The organism is Rhizobium sp. N621 (assembly GCF_001664325.1).
Classification (GTDB): Bacteria; Pseudomonadota; Alphaproteobacteria; order Rhizobiales; family Rhizobiaceae; genus Rhizobium; species Rhizobium esperanzae.
The window spans coordinates 1,050,130-1,074,466 of sequence record NZ_CP013495.1 but is presented as its reverse complement, the minus strand read 5'-3'; the positions used below and the strand labels follow the sequence as shown (position 1 = coordinate 1,074,466).

The following is a 24,337-nucleotide window of genomic DNA, read 5'->3' as shown; positions in this document are numbered from 1 at the left end:
CTGCCTGTCTCTGTCCGGAGCTGAAGTTGCCTTCATGGTGAAGCCACTGTTCCGGCGAGACAACCTCATATGCGCCGAACGACAGGCGAAACGCGTCATTGGTGGCCGTATCGTTGATGATGGCGCGATGGGCGGCGGGATGCGATCCGCTTTCCAGTCTGCAGATCGGCGGTGCTGGGATGACTGAGGAGAAGAGGTGGTGCCGCGAGCTGGATCGCCGGTGCGTCTGGCAACAAAGCCACCCACACTCTCCGTCATCCCAGGGCTTGACGGAGGAGAAGTGGTGCCCGGGATGGAGGAGGAGAGGTAGTGCCGGGACCAAAAGCGCGCCGGGCGCGATGAGCGAACCGCGAGTGCGGCGTCACAAAGCGTCACAGCCGCAACCACCCCCCACACAAAAACGGGCTTGCCGCGCGCAACCTTCCGGCGTATGTCTTGCCCGTCGCGAAAAGCGACTGCCTCCCTTGATCCGCTCAGTGGCGGAGTAAACAGGTGGACGAATGGGTCGTCCAGGCGGTCGAGCACACGCCCTCCATGCGCCTCGGCCATGGTGCGGCCAGCACCTCCCTGAAACCAGTGCCTGACCAGATCAGGCCTCATCGTGAGCCATCGGCGCACTCTGTCGGCGCTTGTGCGCTCGCGTCGACCCGGAACGCACCCATGACCAGATCCCTCATCGTCATCTTCACCGCCATTGTCCTCGATGCCGTCGGCATCGGGCTGATTTTTCCGATCCTGCCGTCGCTGCTGCAGGACATCACCCATGCGGCAAACGTCGCGCCCACGATCGGCGCGATGACCGCGCTCTACGCGTTGATGCAGTTCATCTTCGCCCCCGTGCTCGGAGCGCTGAGCGACCGGCTCGGCCGCCGGCCGGTGCTGCTGATTTCGCTGGCGGGCGCCGCCGTCAACTACCTGTTCCTCGCCTTTGCCCCCAATCTGACCCTGCTGTTCATCGGCCGGGCGATCGCCGGGCTGACCAGCGCCAATATCTCGGTGGCCACCGCCTATATCACCGATATCTCGCCGGAGGAGAAACGCGCCCGCCGCTTCGGCCTGTTCAACGCCATGTTCGGCCTCGGCTTCATCATCGGCCCGGTCGCCGGCGGCGTGCTCGGCGATCACTGGCTGCGGCTTCCCTTCCTCGCAGCCGCCGCGCTGAACGGCGCCAACCTGCTGCTTGCCATCTTCGTCCTGCCGGAATCGCGGCCGGGCAGCCGTGAGACGATCAATCTTGCGGCGCTCAATCCGCTGAAACCGCTGCGCGCGGTGCTGGAGGTCAAAAGCCTGCTGCCGATCGTCACCCTGTTCTTCATTTTCAGCGCCACCGGCGAGGCCTACGGCACTTGCTGGGCGCTGTGGGGCAGCGATGCCTTCCATTGGAACGGGCTGTCGATCGGCCTCTCACTCGGCGCCTTCGGCATCTGCCAGACGTTTGCCCAGGCTTTGCTGCCGGGGCCGGCCGTCCGGCTGCTCGGCGAACGCGGCGCCATCCTCACCGGCGTCGCCGGCGTCTCACTCGCGCTCACCGTCATGGCCTTCGTCGGCCAGGGCTGGATGATCTTCGCCATCATGCCGATCTTCACCCTCGGCGGCATCGGCGTGCCGGCGCTGCAATCGCTCGCCACCCGGCAGGTCGACGAGAACAGCCAGGGCCAGTTCCAGGGCGTGCTGGCCTCGGCCGTCAGCCTCGCCTCGATCGTCGCGCCGCTCGGCTTTTCCAGCCTCTATTTCCTCTTCAGGGCGGAATGGCCGGGCGCCATCTGGCTCTCGGTCGTCGCCGTCTACGCGCTTGCCGTGCCGCTGGTTCTGGGGTTGCGGCTGAAGATGCCGGAGCGGGCGGCGGTGAGTTAGCCGGTCGTGGTGCGCTTCTGTTGGCGCGTGGTAGCGGGGAGCCCCTCTCTGCCCTGCCGGGCAGGCACTCATCTCTCCTCCCTCATTCCTGTGACGAGCACAGGAATGAGGGAGGTTGAGGGGACGCTCCTGCCAGAGGCCGGCAATGGCAGCGTGCGTCTGTTGGCTGCGTGGCAGGGGGCACCCCCCTCTGTCCTGCCGGACATCTCCCCCACAAGGGGGGAGATCGGATAGACGTTAGGGCTTCCCCAAACAATTGCCATTTGGAATATCGGCAGAGTGGGACCGAGCCTTGGCCACTTGCCGATCTCCCCCCTTGTGGGGGAGATGCCCGGCAGGGCAGAGGGGGGCCACAGGACGCGACGCCTCCGAAGCTAAGCCGCCTCCCCCTTCTCGGCCACGCTTTCCGCGAGCTTGCGCGCCGCGACGAAATCGACCTTGCCGGAGCCGAGCACCGGCACCTTGCCGATGGTGACCTCGGCCGGGACCATCATGTCCATCGCCCCCTTCGATTTGGCGAAGGCGAGGAATTCGGCGCGGGTGGCGGTTTCGGCTTCGGTGAGCAGCACCAGGCGTTCGCCCTTTTTGGGGTCGGGGAGCGACGAGACGACCGAGAGCGCGCCGGGCCAGAGCTCGGCGGCGAGCGTTTCGACGGCGGCGAGCGAGATCATTTCGCCGCCGATCTTGGCGAAGCGCTTGGCGCGGCCGCGGATCTTGACGAAGCCGTCCTCGTCGATGGTGACGATGTCGCCGGTGTCGTGCCAGCCATCGGCGAGCGGCTCAAGCACGCCGGGCTTTTCGGCGCGGAGATAGCCGGCCATGACATTGGCGCCGCGCACGTGCAGCCGGCCGCCCTCATCGATGCCCGGCACCGCTTCGAGCTTCCACTCCATGCCCGGCAGGATTTTGCCGACCGTGCCGGAGCGGTTGTACATCGGCGTGTTGATGGAAATAACAGGCGCGGTCTCGGTGACGCCGTAACCTTCCAGGATGCGCAGGCCGAATTTTTCCATATAGGTCTGGCGGGTCGAGGCCTTCACGGGCTCGGCGCCGGAGAAGATGTAGCGGATCGAGCGGAAATCATAAGGATGCGCCGTCCGGGCATAACCGTTGAGGAAAGTATCGGTGCCGAAGATGATCGTGGCGTTGGAGACATAGATCAGCTCCGGCACGATGCGGTAATGCAGCGGCGAGGGATAGAAATAGACCGGCACGCCCGAGATCAGCGGCAGCACCGTGCCGGCCGTCAGCCCGAAGGAATGGAAGACCGGCAGGATGTTGAACACCTTGTCGCCGCTGTGGAAATCGATGCGGGCGGCGGCCTGGGCGGCGTTCGACAGGATGTTGCGGTGGGTCAGCACCACGCCCTTCGGCGTGCCCTCCGAGCCCGAGGTGAAGAGGATGACGGCCGGATCATCCGGCTGGCGCTTCACCAGCGGCCGGCCTTTGCGCAGCAGCCCGCGGATCTTGTCGAGCGCGCCGATCTCGGCTCTCAAATCATCGAGCCAGACGATCGTCACCTGCTTTTGCAGCTCCTCGACAACGGGGCCGAGCTTGGCCTGGGCGACGAAGGCGCGCGAGGTCAGCACATGTTTCACCTCGGCCGCCCGGCAGGCGGAGAGGATATTGGCGGCGCCTGCGGTGAAATTCAGCATCGCCGGCACCTTGCCCGCGCTCATGACGCCGAGAATGGTGGCGGCGGCGCCATTGGCATTCGGCAGCATGACGCCGATGTTGTCCTCCGGGAAGCGGGCGCGGAACTTGGCGCCGAGCACGGCGGCACCGGTCAGGAGCTTGCCATAGGTGAGGCTGCCGGTGACCGGATCCTCGACGGCGAGCTTTTTCATGCCGAACTCCTGGGCCGCCTGGATGACGCGGCCGAGCACGGTCGACGAGGTATCGGCGGTCTCGAACAACAGGTTCGACATCACCTGATAGAGCGCGGCACCTGCCGCCGTGCGGCGCTTGCGGCCCTTCAGCTCGGCCGGCACTTCGAGCTTCACCGGCTCGAGAATGGTGACCTTGACCTTGGGAAACAGCCGGCGGCGGATCTTGCCGTTATCGAGATAGGAGAGATAGCTCTTCTCCAGCCCGTCGATCTTGACCGGCACCACCATCGAGCCCGTCTTGTCGGCGACCATGGCGGCGCCATCATAAACCTTCATCAGCGTGCCCGTCACCGTCAGGCGGCCCTCGGGGAAGATGCCGATCGGGCTGCCGTCCTGCACCACCTTGATCAGCGAGCGGGTCGCCATCGGCTTTGTCGGGTCAAGCGGCAGGAACTTGCACATTTTCAGGAAGGGCCGCACCCACCACGCCTGGGCGATTTTGTAATCGACGGCGAAGGTCGGCTCCTCCTCGGTGATGGCGAGCGCCAAGGCACCGTCGAGCAGGCTGACATGGTTCAGCGCAATGATCGGCGCGCGGCCGGCCTTCTTGATATTCTCCAGCCCCTCGACCTCGAGGCGCATGAAGGCGCGGAACAGGATCGAGATGAAATCGCGGAAAGGGTTGGTCGGCAGCGTCTTCAGCATCAGCCAGGCGACGGCAAAATTGAGAATGCCGAGGCCGATCAGGATCTCAGGGATGGAGGCGCCGAGCGCCTGGATGACGGCGACGAGGCCGAGGCCGACGGTGATGAACAGCGCCGAGAGCACGTTGGCCGCACCGATGACGCGGGCGCGGCGGTCCTCATGCGCCCAGGTCTGCAGGGCGGCGAAGGTGGGAACGGCGATGAAGGCGCCCGAGATCGCCATGCCGGCGAGATCGATGGCGACGCGGATGGTGTTTTGACCGGCGAAGAAATCGAGGATCGTCGTCGCATGGGTCGTGGATTGCAGGCCCCAGAGGTTCCAGGCGAGATCGAGGCTGAAGAGGCCGAGCAGCGCGGTGCCGACCGGGGCCGGCAGGAGCACGATGCGGCCCGACGACATCCAGGCGGCAATGCCGGAGCCGACAGCGACGGCGATGGCGAAGACGGTGAGATAGGCTGGAACGACGAGCTTGGAGCCGCCGAGCAGCTCGGTCACCATGGTCGGCAGGATTGACAGCACGAAGGCGCCGACCAGCCAGAACCAGCAGTTCATCAGCGCCGAGCGCCACAGCCGCTTGTCCTCGCGGATTTCCCGCACGAGGGTGTAGCTGGAGCGGATGACATTGCGGTCGATTTCCAGATCCGACGCCTTGGAGCCGGTGGGCGGGATCAACCGGCTCGCCAGCCAGCAGAGCAGCGACAGCCCCATCATCATCGAGCCGAACAGCAGCACATTGTCGCCGCTGGAAAAGGCGAGTGCGGCGATGATCGTGCCGGCGAGGATGGCGATGAAGGTGCCGCCCTCGATCCAGGCATTGGCCTTCGGCAGGTCGCGACGTTCGAGATGATCGGGCAGGATGCCGTATTTGATCGGCCCGAACAGCGCCGAGATGATGCCGAAGCCGAAGAGCGCCGCCATCAGAACAAAAATCGAGGAGAAGCCGAGGCCGACGACGGCAAGGGCGGCAATAGCTATCTCGCAGCGTTTCAGCAGTTCGGCCACCTTGGCCTTGTCGTGCTTGTCGGCGATTTCGCCGCCCAGTGCCGAAAGCAGCAGGAAGGGCACGATGAGGATGACGCCGGCAAGCGTCACCAAAGCCGCGCCCTCGCTTGCCGACATCTTGAAGAGGATGAGGAAGACGAGCGTATTCTTGAGGAAATTGTCGTTGAAGGCCGTGAGGAACTGGGTCCAGAACAGCGGCGCGAATTTTCTAGACGTCATCAGATTGTGTTGCACGGCGGGAGTCCTTCTTTAGGCAGCTCGAGAAGGCCACAGAGTTGTTACCCATTGGTTGAATGCGGCAACAACTCTGCGCTGTAGTTAAGGAAGATCAATCTTCATCGCTACGATTGAATTTGACGAGCAGCTTTTCGGTGCGGGCATCCTCGACCTTGCGGATCAGCTTTTCGGATTCGGCATTGTCGCGCAGCGTCTTGGTGATGTTCACCGTCGTCTGCACCAGCATCAATATGCCCATGGCGAGATAGCCTTTCCCCCAGAGATCGAGCGGCATCATGTAAAGGCCGAGCGCCAGCATGAAGGCGGCCGCGCCGAAGGAGATGTAGGAGAAGCTGACCCAGCTGGCGGAATGTTTCTGGAAACTGTCGTTCATTGCAGTGGCCCTTCAATTTTTAGGGGTGAATGGTTGAATGGATGAATTCAGGCGGCCGGCGTGATGCGGCTCTTCAGCCGGGCGAGCACGTCATCGGCAGACGAAGTGAGCGGAGCGCCGCAGCCGGCCTTGGCAAGCTTTTCGATGATGCCGGCCGGCCGCGTGGCGCTTTCCATGTCCTTTAGGGCGGCGGCCGTCAGCTCGTTCTGGCTCTGGCGCAGACGAAGGCGGGCAAGCGTCTCCTCGGCATCGTCGAGTGTCGCCAGGCCGGAGCCGGCGACCGCGACATCGAGCTTCTGCGCCTCTTCAGTCGCCCGCGCCAGCCGCTCGCCGCGCTGCAGCTCCTGCAGCCGCGCCTCGGCGGCGCGGACGATGCCCTTCAGCTTGACGATTGCGGTGGTGAACTGCGCTTGCGCCTTTTCCGACGCATCGCGCTCGGCTTCGAGAAAGGCGATCGCCTCGGCCGCTTCCCGCGCCAGCCCGTCATTGCCCTTGCCGAGCGCCGCGATGGCGCGGCTCTCGAGATCGGCGATGCGGCCGACGATCGTCTGATGCTGCGCCCTCTCCTGCTCGTTCTGGGCGATGGCGACGGCGACGCTGCGGCGCGCCGACTGGATCGATTGCGCCGCATCGCGGATCTGCTGGGCAAGCAGCGGCACGGCGTGGCGATCGGCAAAGGCCTGCTCGGCATCATGCGCCCTGCCCCGCAAGAGAATAGAAATCAGTTTGAACATTTCTTGCCTCCGGTTTATGAACGTTGTTCACGAGTGCTGTTATGGCAGAATCATGAACGACGTTCAAGATAATTTTTGAACGTCGTTCAAAAAATCGAAATGGAATGGTGAATGGCCGGCAGGCGAGAAGAAAAACGCTGGGAATTGAAGGCGCGGCTGATCGAGGCGGCGCGCGAACGCATCGCCCGCGACGGGCTGACCAACCTGCGCGCCCGCGACATCACCCAGGACGCGGGCTGCGCGCTCGGCGGCCTCTACACCGTCTTCTCCGACCTCGCCGAGCTCGTCATCCACGTCAATTCGTCGACGCTGAAGGCCTTGGAGGCGAAGCTGACGCTGCCCGAAGCCCGCGACAAAAGCCCGACCGACCGGCTGCGCAACCTCGCCCAGGGCTACCTCGCCTTCGCCGTCGAGCACCGCAACCTCTGGAAGGCGCTGTTCGACCACTTCCCCCCCGACACCAGCCCGACGCCGCAATGGCACCTCGACGAACACCTCTTCCTGATGGACGTGATCGCCGAACCGCTCGCCGAACTGCAGCCCGACATGCCCCTCGAAGACCGCGCCATCCGCGCCCGCACCCTCTTCAGCGCCGTCCACGGGGTCGTCAGCATCAGCCTCGAAGGCCGCTTCGTCGGATTGCCGCTGGAACGGCTGGCGCGCGAGGTGGACGAGCTGGTGGTGACGATTGCGGCGGGGGCGGAGCGGAGACGGTAATTGGTGGAGGTTGGTGCGGCTGCGGGGTGGTGAGGTTGGAGCTTGGCAGAAACGCTCCCACACACTCCGTCTTCCTCGGCCTTGAGCCGAGGATCCATGCCCGCCCAACAAAACCGCCAACGATTTTACCGACCGGGAAATTTCGCGGCCTCAACCCATTCCATGTCGCCAAGATATCCCGAGCGGTAAATTTCCCTGGGCCGGCGCCAGCTACTCGCGCACAATCCGCAGCAGTGGCTCAAAGCTGTACAGAGCCGGACGCCTGCCTGCGGAGGGCTCCAATGTTCTAATGAGCTCCTTCTCGACTAGTATGCGCGTGAACCGGTGCGCAGTTGCTTCCGGAATCCCCGACTTGCTTGTAAATACATTGTTCCGGAAGACGGGACGCGAGAACAAAAAATCCAGAGCCGAGGTGCTCCATTGAGATGTGAGGATCTGCGGAAACTCCCGCTTAAGCTCGTCATAAAGGTCGCGAATCCGTTCTGCGGTAGCAAGGTTCTTATTAGCCTGGGTTTCAAGCGCCTCTAGAAAGAACACAACCCATTCGGTCCACGCACCGGACTTCGAAACCTCGCGCATCCTGTCAATATATTCGTCGCGTCGATCCTCGAAGTAGCTACTAATGTAGAAGTGAGGAGCGGATATTGCTCCATATTTCCATAGCATCAGGGTAATGAGCATTCGCCCGATCCGGCCATTGCCGTCCTTGAACGGATGCAATGCCTCAAACTCAAGGTGGGCGACGGCCGTCTTGATCAGTATCTGCCAATTCCTATCTTCGACGAATGAGAAAAGTCTCTCCATACCATCATTGAGCTGCTCCGGACGCATCGGGACAAAATGCACTTTGCGGCGCATGCGGTCGGCCAGGTAATTTTGCTCAACCTTGAATTCACCGGGAGAAAGATGTGCACCTCGGCCAAAGCCGAGCAGAACCTTGTGAGCGCTCTTGATAAGGAAGCTTGAAAGGGGCGCGGCTTGCTCAATACTGCGCTGCGCCGCGGTCAGGGCTCGGCTATAGAGGAAGACTTCGATCGCTTCATTTCGATAATGGCCTTCCGGCTCGTTACCGCCTTCCTCCCGATCTGCCTCATACCGCAGGACTTCGTCGAGAGTACTTACGGTTCCTTCCATTCGGGATGAGACGACAGCTTCCTGATTGCGCAGTGGCGCAAGCAGGATTTCGCTATTGTGCATGCCTTTGAGCATCTGATCGTAGCGGGCAAGCGCGGCTGATGCCGAAGCAATGGGCATTATAAGCTGGTTGGCGTCAATCCTCTCTGGAGGAAACTGGTCGTAGTGATATTCTACAGCATCTGATAGGTCGAGGTTCGGATGTTTGACCATGCTTGACTTTCAGATTTCAGGAAATTTGCCAGGCAAACAGCCTTGTCTGCATCATTATCAATTCAACGAGGCTTGTCTATCAAAAACCGCAGATATTGAAAGACAAACTATTTTGAGTGTGCCTCGTGAGAGTCAACCCGGCTTGAGATCTGAAATTGCTCTTTTTTGAGAGCCAACGAGATTTGACTCTTGGACCGGGAGGCAAAACTCTACGCTGCTCCTCCCCGTGCTCTATCCGAAGCTCACACCAAAGCTGGCAATGAAATGGGCAAACGCACCACGCCACCGCAAAAGGAAACCCCATGAGCCGCATCTTCATCACCGGTTCCACCGATGGCCTCGGCCTCGCCGCCGCCCGCACCCTCATCCGGGAAGGCCACGAGGTCGTCCTCCACGCCCGCTCCCGCGAGCGCGCCGCCGCCATCGCGGAGACCTCAGCCACCGCCCTCGGCCTCGTTATCGGCGATCTCGCCAGCGCCGCCGAAACGCGCTCCATCGCCGACCAGGTCAACGCCATCGGCCGGATGGACGCCGTCATCCACAATGCCGGCATCTACCTCGAAAGGAGCCGCGGCGAAACGCCGGATGGCCACGCCAAGACGCTGGCGGTGAACGTGCTCGCCCCCTATCTCCTCACAGCCTGGATCACCCGCCCCGCCCGCCTGATCTATCTCACGAGCGGCATGCACCGCAGCGGCGGCAGCAGCCTCGACGATATCGACTGGAAGCGGCGGCCATGGAACGCCAGCCAGGCCTATTCGGAAAGCAAGCTCTACATCGCCACCCTCGCCGCCGCCATCGCCCGCCACTGGCCGGATGTTCTGAGCAACGCCGTCGATCCCGGCTGGGTGCCGACCAAAATGGGCGGCGCCGGCGCGCCGGATGATCTTGAAATGGGGCATCTCACCCAGACGTGGCTCGCGACGAGTGACGACGGTGCGGCCAAGGTGAGTGGTGGGTATTGGTATCATCGGCAGCGGCGGGAGGCGGCGGCGGAGGTTGGTGATGTCGGGATTCAGGAGGCGTTGGTGGGGAGGCTGGCGGAGTTGACTGGGGTTCGGTTGTTTTGAAAGCGAGCGATAAAAGCCCAAGGCCGGTTGAGCGGGCGTTTCCGCAGTTCGAGTGCGTTACCCTCTACCACGCCGCCACCCTCGGCGGTCAGGTCGGCGGGCGTGCATCGCCACTTGGCTGTGGCCCTCATGTCGCGTCTACTTGGATGAGCAACGGATTCGCAGTTATTCCGTTGTTTCCTCAACACTAGGGATCGAACGCGCATATTGAGCTAGTGGCTGTCGGAAAGCCCCTTCCAACTTGCGTATGTGCTCCGACAACCAGGTCAGCATTTCCGGCCAGTTGTCGACGTCGAAGCCATCGAGTGGATGGGAATAGGATATCCGGCTCTGTTTCTTCTCGTCGAGCCGAGACCAACTCATCTCCCCTCCGAATTTAGCCTCGATTGCAGACTTGTCGGCTTCGAGCCGATCGAATAGCCACTTGTTCTGATCACGGTCGGCGCGCGCGAGGTTCACTTCGACACGAACTTCGTCGCGTGCAAAAACCATCGTAAAAGGACAACCTCCAACGCCAGAGCCTGCATTGAGCCAATGATCACGACTAGGATTAACATTGGCAAAGAGGGTGATGCCATCCGCACGCAATCTCTCCAAAGCGCGAGCCCAGAACTGCAGCCGGAGCTGGTGTCGACGCGCTTGAACCCCCTGCGCGTTTGTTTCCTCCACCTCCTTTGAAGAGATGCCGATCATGTAATCTGCAGCCTCCGGAGTTGGGATGATCTGCTGCAGGTCAATAAACAGCTCATCACCGAAGCTGTACGGAACAACGCGAAAGCACTGCGCACGAATGCCTCGACTAAGCAGCCACAGCACTGTCGCGGTCACCTCCCGACGGAAATTGGCAGCTATGAACATCATTCGCTGGCCGTTACCGGGATTCAGCACCGTCTCCTGAAGCTCGTCCACCTCCATGAATTCGCAGACGCGTTCAGCTGCCGAACCTCCCCCGCAATAACGGTCGAGGTACTGCTGGTAGATCTCGATAATCTGCAGTTTGTTCAGCCCCGAGACATAGGCGGTGTACTTAAGCGCCTGCCAAGTCACGTCGCGGCCTGAGTCATCAAGCTTGTTCTCGATGACGACGAGATTGCCCGCCTTGTCGAGCGCAAGAAGGTCTAGCCGCTCACGCGTCTCGTCGAACCCGTCAAACTCTTTCTGGATGATAAGCAGTTCTTCGCCAAGTGCATCTGGCTGGTGCACCAGCCATTCCTGCAGATGATCCCGCTCGCGCAATGCAAGCTCACCGAAACGTCTTTGCGCTAGGCGCGCGATTCTATTTTGGCTTCTATCAACACGAAACATTAGGCCACACTCGCAGGCCTACCGGCCAATACCTTTTTGAGAGGCATGCTTTCATCTCTCGATCATTCAACTTCCCGCTGCGTCTTCAGTAGCATGGCGTGATGCCGTTGTGTCAAATCCGATTCGGAAGATGATAAGGACCACGCACGCTCACAGGCGAAATTCGCTCGAAGGTCGATCAGGTATGGAATGCCTTTTTGGCGGGTGGCATTGCAAATCTGCTCGAGGTGATCGAGCAGATTACCTATCTACTGTTCGTGCGCGGCCTGGACGACAGCCAGACGTGGCTTGCGACGAGTGATGATGGCGCGGCCAAGGTCAGCGGCGGTTATTGGTACCCTCGGCAGCAACGGGAGGCGACGGCGGAGGTCGGCGATCCGAGTTTCAGGAGATGCCGGTGGGGAAGCTTGCAGAGTTGACCGGTGTCAAATTGTTCGAGGTACGCGGGTAAGGCAAACCCGCTTCTTATCGCATTTCTTTTTGTTCTAAGCTCTCCGACATTCTTAATGCATCAGAAATAAATTCCGCTCATCAATTTGTAGGAGTTATTTGCCCGCACTCAAAACGTGTGGCATGTCTATGCCAGCGGGGATCGGGGAATTGGGTAAAGCAGTTGTCGGCGAATTTTGATCATCTGCGGGGGATCAGTACCGAGCTCCACCGTCTCGGTGTGCTGGCGGAGCGCTTTTTTTCAGAAGACGCAAACACCTCGCTGATCAAAAGCCGTCAGTTCGGCGAATACATGGTCAAGGAAATCGCGGCTCTGTCCGGCGTGTATAATGCTGCCGACCGCGAAACGACACATGATCTTCTCCGTCGCCTCGCGACCCAGCAGGTGCTGCCCCGCGAAGTAGCAGACATCTTTCATGCGGTGCGCAAAGCAGGAAACAAGGCGAACCACGATTTCGGAGGCTCATCCGCTGAAGCGCTGTCGGCTCTGAAATTCTGCCGCGCGCTCGGCGTCTGGTATCGGCGAACCTATGGCCGCGATCCGAATTTCAAACCTGGCCCCTTCGTGCCGCCTAGGTCGTCGCAGGCAGTGGATCAGGCCACGCAGTCTGAACTCGATGCCCTCCGACGCCAAGTACAGGAAGCTGAGGCGAAGCTCGCTGCCGCGCATGCCTCAGCGGAAGAACTGGCCAAAGCACGAGCCGCCGCCGAGGAACTCGCCCGTCAAAGAGCCGTAGAAAGTGCCGCCTCGGAGAAGACGACTCTCGAGCTGGAAGCTAACCAAGCCGATATCGCTCGGAATCTGGCGGAACTGCAGAAACAGGCGGAGGCGCAGCCGCAACAGCTGCAAATGGAGTTCAAGCAGGCGGGTCTGCAGGCCGCAAGCCGCCTGGAACTCGATGAAAGACAAACCCGACGTCTCATAGACGTGCAGCTTGTCGACGCCGGCTGGGAAGCCGACAGCAGCACCCTTGTCCATCAGAAGGGAGCGCGGCCGGAGGAAGGACGAAACTTGGCGATTGCCGAATGGCCGTCAGAGGGTGGACGAGCCGACTATGCCCTCTTCATTGGGCTTATCTGTGTCGGTGTCATCGAGGCAAAGCGCGAGAGTGTGGATGTTCCGTCGACGCTGCATCAGGCGGAACGTTATGCTCGGACGATCGAGCTTCCGCCGGAGCACCAACATCTAGACGGGCCTTGGAAACATGGGCTTGCAGATCCTTTCCGCGTGCCGTTCGTCTTCGCCACCAATGGTCGCCCTTTCGTCCGCCAGTGGCAAACCAAATCTGGTATTTGGTTCTGCGACCTGCGCCGCGACAACAACCATCCGCGACCGCTCACGGCATGGTTCTCGCCAAAAGATTTGCTCGACATCCTGGAGACGGATGTCGACGCAGCCGCCCAGGGCTTAGCCGAGGAAAGCTTCGGCAAGGGCAAGATGCGCCCCTACCAAGAGGAAGCGATCGCCGCAGTCGAGGATGCGATCGTCGCCGGCAAGCGCGACATCCTTGTCTCGATGGCGACCGGCACTGGCAAGACACGCACCAGTATTGCGCTGATGTACCGCCTGCTCAAGCACAAGCGGTTCCGCCGCATCCTCTTCCTTGTCGACCGCAAAGCTCTTGGCAAACAGACGAACGACGCTCTCGAAACGACTGAGATCGAGGGCATGCTGAACTTCGCGCAGATCTACAAAGTCGCTGGCCTCGAAAAGAAAGTTCCCGAAGACGAGGATCAGGTGCAGGTCGCCACCGTCCAGTCCCTGATTGCCCGCATCTTGAACGAGCCCGACCCAGCCAAGCGTCCGACGCCCGGCACCTTCGATTGCATCATCGTCGACGAAGCCCATCGCGGCTACACGTTGGATGCGGAGCTGAGAGAAAACGATATTGGCTTCCGCAATCTTGATGACTATCAGTCAGCCTATCGCCAGATCCTCGACTATTTCGATGCCGTGAAAGTGGCGCTGACGGCAACGCCCGCTCTGCACACCCGCGAGATCTTCGGGCATCCGGTGTTCCATTATGGCTACCGCCAGGCCGTGGTCGAAGGCTATCTGAACGATCACCTGCCGCCGAAGCGTATCACCACGGCACTTTCGGAAGCCGGCATCCACTTCGATGGCGGCGAAGAGGTTGAGATCATCGACCGCACAACCGGAAAGATCGACCTGTTCGAACTTCCGGATGAAGTGTCGCTCGATTACGACGTCGCCGATTTCAACAAGCGCGTCTATTCGGAAGCCTTCAATCGCATTGTCTGCCGTGCCATCGCCACGGAAATTCCTCCCACCAAACCCGGCAAGACGCTGATCTTTGCCGCCCGCGATGCCCATGCCGATGATATCGTGCGCCTGCTGGTCGAGGAATTGCAGGAGGAACATGGCAAGGACGCCGTGCCGCATGCCATGGTGATGAAAATCACCGGCAATGTCGACAAGGCCGACGATCTGATCCTGAAGTTCAAGAACGATCCCTATCCGAAATATGTCGTCACCGTCGATCTCTTGACCACCGGCGTCGATGTGCCCTCCATCTGCAACCTCGTTTTCGTCCGCCGCGTGAAGAGCCGCATCCTCTACGATCAGATGATTGGCCGCGCCACGCGCCTTTGCCCGGAGATCGGCAAAGAGCATTTCCGCATCTTCGATGCCGTCGACCTCTATGCCGAGTTGCAGGAGATGACGGACATGCGCCCGGTCGTCGTCAAGCCGGATGTCTCGCTCGGCCAGTTGGTCACTGATCTGCAGAACGCCGAAACGGAAGAGGACAAGAGCTGGGTCGCAGGACAAGTGATCGTCCGCATGCGCATGATGAGCAAGCGCATGGATGCCGAGACGCGCGAAAGCTTTGAGCGCCACACCGGCGAAAGCCCGGAGATGACTGTACAGCGGCTCTCCACCCGCTCCGGCGCCGAACTGCAAAACTGGCTGGCCGCCCATCCCCGCGCCGTCGAGCTCCTGGAGCGCCTTCCGGTGCAGACGGCAAGGGGCAATGACGGCGTCATCATCTCCACCCATGAAGACGAGCTGCTGCGCATCGAAGAAATCTTTGGCAAGAACACCACGCCAGAGGATTACATCACCGGATTTGAGCGCTTCGTCCGTGAGAACATGAATCAGGTTCCGGCGCTGATTGCCGTTACCCAGCGCCCGCGTGACTTGACCCGCAAGGAATTGTCGGAACTCGCCGGCCTTCTGGACGAGAGGAATTATTCCGAAGCGATGTTGCGCGCCGCCTATGGCAAAGCCCGTAACGCCGATATCGCTGCCCATATCATTGGCTTCGTGCGGCAGGCAGCCCTCGGCGACCCGCTGATCCCCTACGCAAAGCGCGTGGAACACGCGATCCTGAAAATTGAGCAGTCACGCCCCTGGACGCAGAAGCAGAAGGAATGGCTGCGCCGCATCGGTCGCGCACTGAAGGACAAGCCGGTGGCGGATCCGACGCTGCTCGACCATGGCGTCTTTGCCGACAAAGGCGGTTTCAAGCGCATCTCTCAGGAATTCGATGGCGAACTGGACGACGTCCTCCACACCTTCAACGAAGCAATCTGGGCGCCACCTGCCGCCTGAGTTGACGTAAGCCCCACGCCCGTTACAAACGCTCCTCATCGATCCGCGATCAGAAAAGACTCAGCCATGAATGCCAATGCCATCGTCCAGAAACTCTGGCGCCTCTGCACTGTCCTCAGGAAGGACGGCATCACCTATCAGCAATATGTGACAGAGCTGACCTATTTACTGTTTCTGAAGATGATGGCCGAGCGCAATCGCGAGACGGGCAGCCTGCCGAAGACCATGCGCTGGGCGGATCTTGTCGCGGAGAACGGCCTGCGCAAGCTGGAGCATTATCGCAAGGTGCTGGTCACGCTCGGCGCCACCAGCACCCGCCTTGGCAAGGAGGATGCCCTTGTCCTGCCGCCGGGCGACAACGCCGCGCCGGAAGAGCGCAAGCGTTATGCCGATGCAAGGCCGCTGCCGGAAATGGTGCAGGAAATCTTCGACAACGCCTCCACCTTCATCCGCGAACCGCAGAATCTCACCACGCTGGTTACCGCCATCGACGAACTGGACTGGTTCTCCGAAGAGCGCGACCAGTTCGGCGATCTCTACGAAGGCCTGCTGCAAAAGAACGCGGAAGAGACCAAGCGTGGCGCTGGGCAGTATTTCACTCCCCGTGTGCTGATCGAGCTTCTGGTGCGTCTGATGCAGCCCATACCCGGCGAAGTGATCCAAGACCCTGCCGCCGGCACCGGCGGCTTCCTCATTGCCGCCGATCGCTACATGCGCGCCCGCACCGACAATTATTTCGACCTCGGTGAGAAGGAGCAGGAATTTCAGAAACGCCATGCCTTCCACGGCATGGAAAACGTCCCGGGCACGCTGCGCCTGCTGCTGATGAACCTCTATTTGCACGACATCGACAGCGACCATGTCGATCTGGGAGACACGCTCTCGGACAAGGGCAAGGGGCTTGGCCGAGCCAACCTCATCCTCACCAATCCGCCCTTCGGCCCGGCGGGTGGCGCTCCGACGCGCGACGATCTCTCCGTCACCGCAACGGTTTCCTCCTACCAGCTTCCCTTTGTCGAACACTGCATTCGAGCGCTTCAGCCCGGTGGCCGCGCCGCCATCGTCGTGCCGGACAATGTGCTGTTTGAAGACGGACGCGGCAAACAGCTTCGCCAGATGATGATGGACTGGTGCGACCTCCACACCATCCTGCGCCTGCCGACCGGCATCTTTTACGCGCAAGGGGTGAAGACCAATGTCATCTTCCTGACGCGTGGCAAGACCGAGAACGGCAACACAAAGGCCGTCTGGATTTACGATCCTGCGCGCCCAGATGCCGAAATTCGGCAAGACGACGCCGCTGACGGGGGCCCATTTCGAAGGCTTTGAACAGGCCTTCGGCACGAGCCCCCATGGTGCGCAACGAGGACCGGACGAAGGCGAGACCGGTCGCTGGCGCAAGTTTGAACGCGAGCACATCGCCAAGCGCGGCGACAATCTCGATATCGCCTGGCTGCGTGAAGCGGAAGAAGAGGCGGAAGAAGGCCTGACCGAACCGGATGACATCGCCGCCGCAATCATCGGCCACTTGCAGGCCGCCACGCTGGAGATCGAGGCGTTGATGATCGAGCTAGGCGACGAGGTTCCGGAGGCGGCCGAATGAGTGGGCTGCCAAGGGGATGGGTTGAGACTACCTTGGGGGAGATCGGTGAGTGGTCAAGTGGCGGCACACCATCACGAGCTCGGCCCGATTACTATGGAGGCGACATCCCATGGGTGAAGACCGGCGACTTGGAAGATCGGGTACTTTTGGACACCCCCGAGAAGATTACTCAAGCTGGCCTGAGGAATAGCTCGGCTAAGCTCTTTCCGTCCGGTACGCTTCTGATTGCGATGTATGGAGCAACCATCGGCAAAACGGCTCTGTTGGGTATCTCGGCAGCCACCAATCAGGCTTGCGCAGCATTCGTGCCCTCATATCACTCGAAGGAACTGGTCCCGTTCCTTTGGAAGTTCGCTCTCGCCAACAAGCCACGGTTCATCGCTGCTGGGCAAGGAGGAGCTCAGCCCAATATTAGCCAGACCCTCATCAAGCAGTTCCCTATCAATATTCCACCGCTCGCCGAGCAAAGGCGCATCGTGGCCAAGCTGGATGCGCTGAACGCGAATTCCTCCCGCGCCTGCATAGAACTCGCCCGCATCAAAACCCTCGTCTCTCGCTACAAGCAAGCCGTGCTCAGCAAGGAGTTCAGCGGAGAGTTGGCTCGGAAGGACTTGGGTGACCTGGTCGCTTGCATTAAAGCTGGAAAAAATCTCCGGTGTGAAGAAAGGCCGCCTCTTTCCTACGAGAATGGCGTTGTGAAGGTGAGCGCTGTGACATGGGGCGAATTCCGACCGGATCAGTCTAAAACGCTCCCTCCGGATTTTGAGCCCGACCCGGGCACCCGCATTAGATCGGGTGACTTTCTCTTCTCAAGAGCGAACACGATCGAGCTCGTAGGCGCCGTAGTGATTGTCGCTGAAGCACCCGACAATTTGTATCTAAGCGATAAGATTCTGCGGCTTGAGTTCAACGAGCCCATTGATGCTTGGCTTCTCTGGTATTTGCGGTCACCAATGGGCCGCGAAGCATTGATGAACATCTCGTCCGGCAATCAGCTTTCCATGCGGAACATTGGGCAGAAAAGCTTGCTTTCGCTCTCCATTCCTTACGCTGATGCAAAATTGCGAACCGAAATCGTCCATCGCATCGAAGCCGCCTTCACTAAAATCGACCGGTTGTCGGCGGAAGCCAAGCGCGCGCTGGAGTTGGTGGGTAAGCTGGACGAGGCGATCCTCGCCAAGGCCTTCCGTGGCGAACTGATTCATCAGGACGAAAATGACGAGCCCGCCGAAAAGCTGCTGGAGCGCATCCGCGTTGAACGCGCGGCGGCGCCGAAGGCGAAGCGCGGGCGGAGTAGTGAGCGATGACGACGCTATGTGATCTCGCGGCAAAACTACCAGTTCTGGTTGGGGCTCTACTAGACCGCGAGACGAAGCTGAAAAAGGGCCGGTTCCGGGAAGAGACTTTGACGGATGTAGTCACCGCCGCCCTGGCAACATTTGCGGGGCCGAGCATGGTTATCGAATATCCGGATGAAGCCGCCACGGGAGGGGACCTTGATCTCGATTTCTGGCAGGTGTCCACCGGTCGCCGATTGCGCCTTCGAATCCAGGCGAAACGCCTCAATGCCACGGAAAACAATAAGAAAACGATTTCGATAAAAAATCGCGCTTACAACGAGCTTCTGCATGTGGTGCCATCCACCGGCGCCTATCAGTTCAAAACCCTGCTGAATTCCGCGGGTCCGTGTCTGCCGCTCTACATGTTTTATAATCATGCCTCGGTAGTACAAGATGCCTATTTTGCGGGCGCGATCCCCAGGGTCTGCGGCATAAATTTGGCATTCGCATATGACATCGCTTTCGAACTCGAAGCGAAGCTGACAGCAAAGCCGAAAAGGCTGCATCACAAACGGCTTTCTCATCTTCGAACGCATTTCTTCGATCTAGCCACAATTCTTTGTCCGCCAGTAGCGCCGGGCGACGATGTACCTTCTCCGGATGCCGTGGCGAATGCTCTTCAGCGTGTGTGGTTGGGGGGTGTCGATGAGGCGAAACGAAGCGATCATGATTACCTGGTACGATGGCTGTCTGCGCGTGAGTCACTTCTTCCTGACCGGGAGAGTTATCGCAGGATAGAAGACGGTCCTCCTATTCGCTTTAATCCGAGGCTGCGGCGACCTACCATTACGTTTTTGTCTGGCAGGACCGATGATGATCGGACACCGAAGATTTCAGATCAAGACCCACCGGCTTAGGGGCCCGCAATGCCAATACCCGATTACCAGACCCTCATGCTCCCTGTCCTGCGCCTCGCCGAGAGAGAGACCCGCGTGGCCGACGTCGCGGAGCGAATTGCTGACGAGCTGGGTTTGGCGCAGGAGGAACGTGAGGAGCTCCTGCCAAGTGGACGCCAGCGCCTGCTACACAATCGCATTCACTGGGCGAAATTCTACATGAGCAAGGCTGGGTTTATCGCCTCGCCAGCGCGGGGTCGCTTTGTGGCGACAGAAAGAGGCAAGGCGCTGCTGGCGACGGCGCCTGAACGCATCGATGTGGCTCTCCTGCTGCAGGAGCCGATGTTCCGCGAATTCTACAGAAACGAAGGCGCCGTCGAACAGGCCGGCGTCATCGCGAAGCCGCTTGAGACGGCGTCTCTCCGGACGACGCCAGAGGAGCAAATCGACGCCGCCCATGCGGCACTTCAGTCCGCACTCCGCGACGAACTTTTGCAGCGTGTTCTCGCGAACAGTCCCGCCTTCTTCGAGTTGCTGATTGTCGATCTCCTGGTCGCCATGGGCTATGGCGGCAGCCACAAGGACGCCGCCACCCAACTTGGCCGCTCCGGCGACGGCGGTGTCGATGGTATCGTGAATGAGGATCGCCTTGGTCTTGACCGTATCTACGTTCAAGCCAAACGCTATGCACCCGCCAATCCGGTCGGCCGCCCGGACGTGAATGGTTTCGTCGGAAGTCTCGTGGGCCTCGGCGCCACCAAGGGCGTCTTCGTCACCACCTCCACCTTCAGCCAGCCGGTGCGTGACTACGTTAAGCATCTGGCCCAGCGGGTCATCCTCATCGATGGGCAGGAGCTGGCCGATCTGATGATCGAGCATGGCGTCGGAGTTCGCAGCTATCGCACAGTCGAGTTCAAGCGGCTGGACGAGGACTTCTTCGGCGAGGAGTGACGGCAGAATCGCAACTTTCGGGCTCAAAAAACTTGCGTATGTCTCAGGAATAGCCGTAACCGATGTGTCCAGAACGGACTCGATTTGATTTGGCTGGGGCGCCTGGATTCGAACCAGGGGATGGCGGTACCAAAAACCGCTGCCTTACCGCTTGGCTACGCCCCACCAGAGCTTTCGGCGCTCAGCGCCGGCTCAAATCGACGCCTGATTAGCAAAGCTCTCCGTCTGTCACAATGACTAAGTTGCGCATCGCGCAGATTTATGCGCTGCAGAGTGCCAAGGGCCGTGCTAGGAATGGGCGACGTCATCGGCCGCGAGATCATCGCCTTCATGGAAAGCCCCGCATTCGACCTTGCTTTCGAGCCGGCCTATGGGCGCGCCGTGCCGGTTGCGGCTGGGGTCGCGCGGGTCACGGCGGAGAATCCCGGGCCTTTCACCTTTTACGGCACCAACAGCTATATTGTCGGCGGCTCCTCGGTGGCGGTCATCGATCCCGGGCCGGAGGACGAGGCGCATTTTCAGGCGCTGATGGCGGCGATTGCCGGGCGGGAGGTGACGCATATCTTCGTCAGCCATACGCATCGCGACCACTCGCCGCTTGCCCGCCGGCTGCAGGCGGCAACGGGGGCAGTGACGGTGGGGCAAGGGTCGCATCGGCCGGCGCGGCCGCTCAGGGCCGGTGAGGTCAATCCCTTTGCCGAAAGCTCGGATATGGAGTTCGTGCCGGATCTGACACTCGGCGACGGCGAGACGATTACGGGGGATGGCTGGGCGCTGACAGCGGTGCTGACGCCGGGGCATACGGCCAATCATGCCGCCTTCGCGCTCGAAGGCCGGGAGATCCTGTTCTCCGGCGATCATGTCATGGCCTGGTCGACCTCGATCGTCGCACCCCCGGATGGTTCGATGGCGGATTATATGGCTTCGCTCGACAGGCTGATGGAGCGCGAGGACAGCCTGCTGCTGCCCGGCCATGGCGGGCCGGTCAACGAGCCGAGGAGCTTCCTGCCGGCGCTGAAGGCGCATCGGCGGGGGCGCGAGCAGGCGGTGCTGGCGCGGGTTGCGGCCGGCGACCAAGGGATAGCGGAGATGGTGAAGGCGATCTATCGTGATACCGATCCGAAACTGCATGGGGCGGCTGCCCTTTCCGTGCTCGCCCATATCGAGCATCTCATGGAGCGCGGCGCGATTGTCGCGGATGGGCCGCCTTCGCTTGCCGCGCGCTACCGGCCGGCGTAAAGAGAGGCGGAGGGAGATCTGCATGGGCCGCGCCGATTACAGCTATCGCAACGATCCCGCCGTTCCCGCCTTTGCCGATGACCGGCCGCTCATCGTCTTCGATGGCGAATGCGTCTTCTGCTCCGGCTGGGTGAAATTCGTGCTGAAGCATGACAGGCGCCGGCGATATCGGTTCCTCGCGGCGCAGACGCCGCTCGGCGAGGCGCTTTACCGGCATTACGGCCTCGATACGCGCGACTACGAAACCAATATCCTCATCGAAGGCGGCCGCGCCTTCTTCAAGTCCGACGGCACGATCCGCATGGTGGCGAGCCTCGGCTTTCCCTATTCGCTGGCGAAGCTCTTTCGGCTCCTGCCGCGGCGCGCGGCCGACGCGCTTTATGAATTCATTGCCCGCAACCGGCTGAAGATCGCCGGCCGGCAGAGCTGCATGGTGCCGACACCGGAGCAGCGCAGCCGCTTCATCGCATGAGCGGCGGCACCTTTTCCCTGCTGATCATCGGCGGCTATGGCAGCTTCGGCGGCCGGCTCGCCCGGCTGCTCGGCGAGGAGCCCAGGCTCAGGCTGCTGATCGCCGGCCGCTCGCTCGAAAAGGCCGATGATTTCGTCTTCGATCTCCGCTCACCGAAAGGCGGCGCCGGGCGGCTCGGCAGCAACGATCTCGGCGCCTGGCTGCAGGCGGTGGTCTTCGATCGCGACGGCGATCTCCGGGAGCAGCTGACACGGCTCAGGCCCAATCTCGTCGTCGATGCCTCCGGGCCGTTTCAGAGCTTCACCGGCGATGGCTATAAGGTGGTGCGGGCCTGCATCGAGCTCGGCATCGATTATGCCGATCTCGCCGACAGCACCGGTTTCGTCGCCGGCATCGGCGGGCTCGATGCCGAGGCGAAGGCGAAAGACACCTTCGTGCTCTCGGGGCTCAGCAGCCTGCCGGCGCTCTCCTTTGCGGCGCTGGAGGCGATGGCGCCGCATTTTGCCCGCGTCGAAAGCGTGGCGGCCGGCATTGCCCCCTCGGCGCATGTGAAGATCGGGCTCAATGTCGTGAGAGCCATCGCAAGTTATGCCGGCAGGTCAGTGGCGCTGCTGCGCGAGGGGCAGCCGGCCGAGGGGCGCGGGCTGATCGACGAGATGCGGGTGGCGATCGCGCCGCCCGGTGTGGCGCCGCTCGCCAGCCGGACTTTCCTGTTGGTCGATGCACCCGATCTGGCGCTGCTGCCGCGGCACATTGCCGACCTGCAATCCACCTTCACCGGCGTCGGCACCGAGCCGCAGGCGCTGCAGCGGCTGCTGAGCTTTGCCGCCCGGCTGGTGGAGATCGGGCTCTTACCCTCGCTCACGCCGTTTGCGCGGCTGCTGCAGGCCGCCAGCCATCGCTTCGCCGTCGGCGCCCATCGCGGCGGCATGTTCGTGCGCCTGGGCGGCCTTGATCGCGATGGGCGGCGGCTGACGGCGGACTGGTCGCTGATTGCCGAAGGTGATGACGGGCCATTCATCCCGGTCCTCGGCGTCGAGGCGCTGGTGCGCCGGCTGCTCGATGGCCAGCGGCCGCAAAGCGGCGCCCGGCCGGCAGCGGGGGAATTGCCGCTGGCCGATTTCGAGGCGGCCTTCCAGCGTTTCTCGATCACCTCCGGCATCCGGCTGGAGCACGCGGAAGAGGCCGAACCGCTCTACCGGCGCGTCCTCGGCGACGCCTGGGAGAGCCTGCCGCCGGCGCTTGCGGTGATCCATGGCGGCGGTACCCGGCTTGCCTCCGGCCGGGCGCGGATCGAGCGCGGCCGCGGCCTGCTCGCCCGGCTGATCGCCGGCATCATCGGCTTTCCCGCCGCCGGCGAGGATGTGCCGGTCGCGGTGCGCTTTGTCGCGGATGGCGACCGGGAGATCTGGACGCGGTCTTTCGGGGGCAAGACCTTCCGCAGCTGGCAGGCCGCCGGCACGGGCCGCGAGCGCCACCTGCTCGCCGAGGTGTTCGGGCCGTTCCGGGTGCTGCTGGCGCTGGTGCCGGAGGGGCAGAAGCTCAGGCTCGTGGTGCGCGGCTGGCGATTTTGCGGCATTCCGCTGCCGCTGTTCCTGGCGCCGGGTGGGGATACTTACGAGGAGGAGCGCGATGGGCGCTTCCACTTTCACGTCGAGATCGGCGGGCGGCTGACGGGGCTGGTGGTGCGGTATTCGGGGTGGCTAGTGTTGGAGTGAGGGGGTGGCGCGTCTTCTCTCCAGCCTCATCCTTGCTGAGGTGCGTAGCCCACAGGGCGAAGCCTCGAAGGGCGGGGCTGGCCACAGGTGGATGCGGCTGAGGGGTCAACCGCCCTCTCCGTCATTCCTTCCTCCAAGCGTGCCCGGCCACTCCAGGCGATCTCAACATCGGGCGGTGGGTCTTCTTGCAACGAGTGCTATATTCAATTCCGGTCGTTTCACCCGAGACGATCCGGAAAGGAATGACTCCATGGGAGACCAGAAGCGCCCGCTGCAACCTGGAAACACCGCGCCCGCGTTCGAACTCGCCACGGCCAATTTCGACGGAACGGTCTCCTTGGCCGACTTGAGCGGCCGGCCGTTCCTGATCGGATTCTTTCGCGGGCTGCACTGCCCCTTCTGCCGACGCCAGCTAGAACAGCTTGCCGGCATCGAGCCCACCCTCAACGCCGCCGGGGTGAAGACCGTGGCCGTTATCAACACGCCGGTGGAACGCGCTCGCCTGTATTTCCGCCACCGTCCGACGCCGGTGACGCTGCTCTGCGATCCCGACTGCCACACGCATCGGGCCTATGGTGTGCCACATGCCGAGTTCCTGCCCGATGGCAGCAGCGAGCAGCCCGAATGGCCCTATAGCGCGACGATGGCGCAGTTCCAGGCGGCGCGCATCAACCCCACCGGCGAGTTCCCGGAACCGCTGCAGCCGATGGAAGCCAACACGGTGCTCAACGCCAGGGATCGCTTCGCGCTTGATGAAGCCGATCAGGCGATCTTCGCCAAGCACGCCACCCAGCTCGTCGGGCACTTCCTGGTCGATCAGAACGGCACCATCGCCTGGGCACAGATCGAGGCGCTGGACGGACCCAGCAGCCTTTGCATCTTCCCGACCGCAGCGGAGATCATCGCCGCCGTGGGTGATCTTGCACGCTGATCTGCATTGGTGGCCGGATGATTGCCGGCGCCTTCGGCACTTGTGCGGAG

The 24,337-nt window shown here is 61.7% G+C and carries 18 protein-coding genes, 1 tRNA gene and 1 pseudogene; 14 read left to right on the top strand and 6 right to left on the bottom strand.

The window, feature by feature from the left end; translation table 11 throughout:
• Window positions 1-660 precede the first annotated feature (660 nt).
• Window positions 661-1,854: a TCR/Tet family MFS transporter gene (locus tag AMK00_RS05225; protein ID WP_064809784.1), complete on the top strand. Its 1,194-nt coding sequence runs from the start codon at window positions 661-663 to the stop codon at window positions 1,852-1,854.
• A 374-nt stretch (window positions 1,855-2,228) separates the two neighbouring features.
• On the opposite strand, the gene AMK00_RS05220 is transcribed toward AMK00_RS05225, so the two are convergent.
• The 3 genes from AMK00_RS05220 to AMK00_RS05210 form a co-directional block, all read right to left on the bottom strand.
• A complete protein-coding gene (locus tag AMK00_RS05220; RefSeq protein ID WP_064809783.1) occupies window positions 2,229-5,624 on the bottom strand; it encodes an acyl-[ACP]--phospholipid O-acyltransferase in 3,396 nt (1,131 codons plus the stop codon).
• A 94-nt stretch (window positions 5,625-5,718) separates the two neighbouring features.
• Window positions 5,719-6,000: a YiaA/YiaB family inner membrane protein gene (locus tag AMK00_RS05215; protein WP_011424367.1), complete on the bottom strand. Its 282-nt coding sequence runs from the start codon at window positions 5,998-6,000 to the stop codon at window positions 5,719-5,721.
• 47 nt (window positions 6,001-6,047) lie between these two features.
• Complete coding sequence (locus AMK00_RS05210; RefSeq protein WP_064809782.1) at window positions 6,048-6,734, bottom strand: PspA/IM30 family protein; 687 nt, start codon at window positions 6,732-6,734, stop codon at window positions 6,048-6,050.
• A 111-nt stretch (window positions 6,735-6,845) separates the two neighbouring features.
• On the opposite strand from AMK00_RS05210, the gene AMK00_RS05205 reads away from it, so the two are divergent.
• Window positions 6,846-7,451 (top strand): TetR/AcrR family transcriptional regulator, encoded by a 606-nt coding sequence (locus AMK00_RS05205; protein WP_064809781.1) that lies wholly within the window; start codon window positions 6,846-6,848, stop codon window positions 7,449-7,451.
• Window positions 7,452-7,661: 210 nt separating this feature from the next.
• Here the strand turns inward: AMK00_RS05205 and AMK00_RS05200 are convergent, their stop codons facing one another.
• Window positions 7,662-8,798 (bottom strand): Fic family protein, encoded by a 1,137-nt coding sequence (locus AMK00_RS05200; RefSeq protein ID WP_064809780.1) that lies wholly within the window; start codon window positions 8,796-8,798, stop codon window positions 7,662-7,664.
• Here AMK00_RS05200 and AMK00_RS32410 point away from each other — a divergent pair.
• Together AMK00_RS32410 and AMK00_RS05195 are read left to right on the top strand one after the other, a co-directional pair.
• Window positions 8,797-8,967 carry a hypothetical protein gene (locus AMK00_RS32410; protein WP_167377176.1) on the top strand — a complete coding sequence of 57 codons (171 nt, stop codon included), beginning with the start codon at window positions 8,797-8,799 and terminating at the stop codon, window positions 8,965-8,967. The two genes, AMK00_RS05200 and AMK00_RS32410, sit on opposite strands and share 2 nt — an antisense overlap.
• Before the next feature lie 133 nt (window positions 8,968-9,100).
• Window positions 9,101-9,868 (top strand): SDR family NAD(P)-dependent oxidoreductase, encoded by a 768-nt coding sequence (locus AMK00_RS05195; protein WP_064809779.1) that lies wholly within the window; start codon window positions 9,101-9,103, stop codon window positions 9,866-9,868.
• A gap of 165 nt (window positions 9,869-10,033) precedes the next feature.
• Here the strand turns inward: AMK00_RS05195 and AMK00_RS05190 are convergent, their stop codons facing one another.
• A complete protein-coding gene (locus AMK00_RS05190; protein ID WP_064809778.1) occupies window positions 10,034-11,173 on the bottom strand; it encodes a DUF4268 domain-containing protein in 1,140 nt (379 codons plus the stop codon).
• Window positions 11,174-11,370: 197 nt separating this feature from the next.
• Here AMK00_RS05190 and AMK00_RS33555 point away from each other — a divergent pair, with 197 nt between their 5' ends.
• From AMK00_RS33555 to AMK00_RS05155, 6 genes and pseudogenes are all read left to right on the top strand, one after another.
• Window positions 11,371-11,592: a hypothetical protein gene (locus tag AMK00_RS33555; protein ID WP_064809777.1), complete on the top strand. Its 222-nt coding sequence runs from the start codon at window positions 11,371-11,373 to the stop codon at window positions 11,590-11,592.
• A 194-nt stretch (window positions 11,593-11,786) separates the two neighbouring features.
• A complete protein-coding gene (hsdR, locus tag AMK00_RS05180) occupies window positions 11,787-15,197 on the top strand; it encodes a type I restriction-modification system endonuclease (RefSeq protein WP_064809776.1) in 3,411 nt (1,136 codons plus the stop codon).
• 66 nt (window positions 15,198-15,263) lie between these two features.
• A pseudogene (locus AMK00_RS05175) lies at window positions 15,264-16,800 on the top strand (N-6 DNA methylase).
• Entirely contained in the window at window positions 16,797-18,107 is a 1,311-nt protein-coding gene (locus AMK00_RS05165; protein ID WP_064809773.1) for a restriction endonuclease subunit S, read from the top strand. Before AMK00_RS05175 ends, AMK00_RS05165 begins: the two are co-directional and overlap by 4 nt.
• On the top strand, window positions 18,104-18,997 hold the full coding sequence (locus tag AMK00_RS31805) for a DUF6615 family protein (protein WP_123876177.1): 894 nt from the start codon (window positions 18,104-18,106) through the stop codon (window positions 18,995-18,997). Before AMK00_RS05165 ends, AMK00_RS31805 begins: the two co-directional genes overlap by 4 nt.
• A 9-nt stretch (window positions 18,998-19,006) precedes the next feature.
• Entirely contained in the window at window positions 19,007-19,927 is a 921-nt protein-coding gene (locus AMK00_RS05155) for a restriction endonuclease (RefSeq protein WP_064809771.1), read from the top strand.
• A gap of 90 nt (window positions 19,928-20,017) precedes the next feature.
• On the opposite strand, the gene AMK00_RS05150 is transcribed toward AMK00_RS05155, so the two are convergent.
• Window positions 20,018-20,092: transfer RNA gene (locus AMK00_RS05150), tRNA-Gln, on the bottom strand.
• A gap of 165 nt (window positions 20,093-20,257) precedes the next feature.
• On the opposite strand from AMK00_RS05150, the gene AMK00_RS05145 reads away from it, so the two are divergent.
• The 4 genes from AMK00_RS05145 to AMK00_RS05130 all read left to right on the top strand — a co-directional run bounded on the left by AMK00_RS05145 (window position 20,258) and on the right by AMK00_RS05130 (window position 24,287).
• The gene (locus AMK00_RS05145; protein ID WP_064811644.1) at window positions 20,258-21,166 is read left to right on the top strand and encodes an MBL fold metallo-hydrolase; all 909 of its coding nucleotides are present in this window, start codon (window positions 20,258-20,260) and stop codon (window positions 21,164-21,166) included.
• A 22-nt stretch (window positions 21,167-21,188) separates the two neighbouring features.
• Window positions 21,189-21,638, top strand: coding sequence for a thiol-disulfide oxidoreductase DCC family protein (locus AMK00_RS05140; RefSeq protein WP_064809770.1), 450 nt, complete (start codon window positions 21,189-21,191; stop codon window positions 21,636-21,638).
• On the top strand, window positions 21,635-23,356 hold the full coding sequence (locus AMK00_RS05135) for an SDR family oxidoreductase (protein ID WP_064809769.1): 1,722 nt from the start codon (window positions 21,635-21,637) through the stop codon (window positions 23,354-23,356). The genes AMK00_RS05140 and AMK00_RS05135 overlap by 4 nt, the downstream gene beginning before the upstream one ends.
• A gap of 250 nt (window positions 23,357-23,606) precedes the next feature.
• Window positions 23,607-24,287 carry a peroxiredoxin-like family protein gene (locus AMK00_RS05130; RefSeq protein WP_064809768.1) on the top strand — a complete coding sequence of 227 codons (681 nt, stop codon included), beginning with the start codon at window positions 23,607-23,609 and terminating at the stop codon, window positions 24,285-24,287.
• Window positions 24,288-24,337 lie beyond the last annotated feature (50 nt).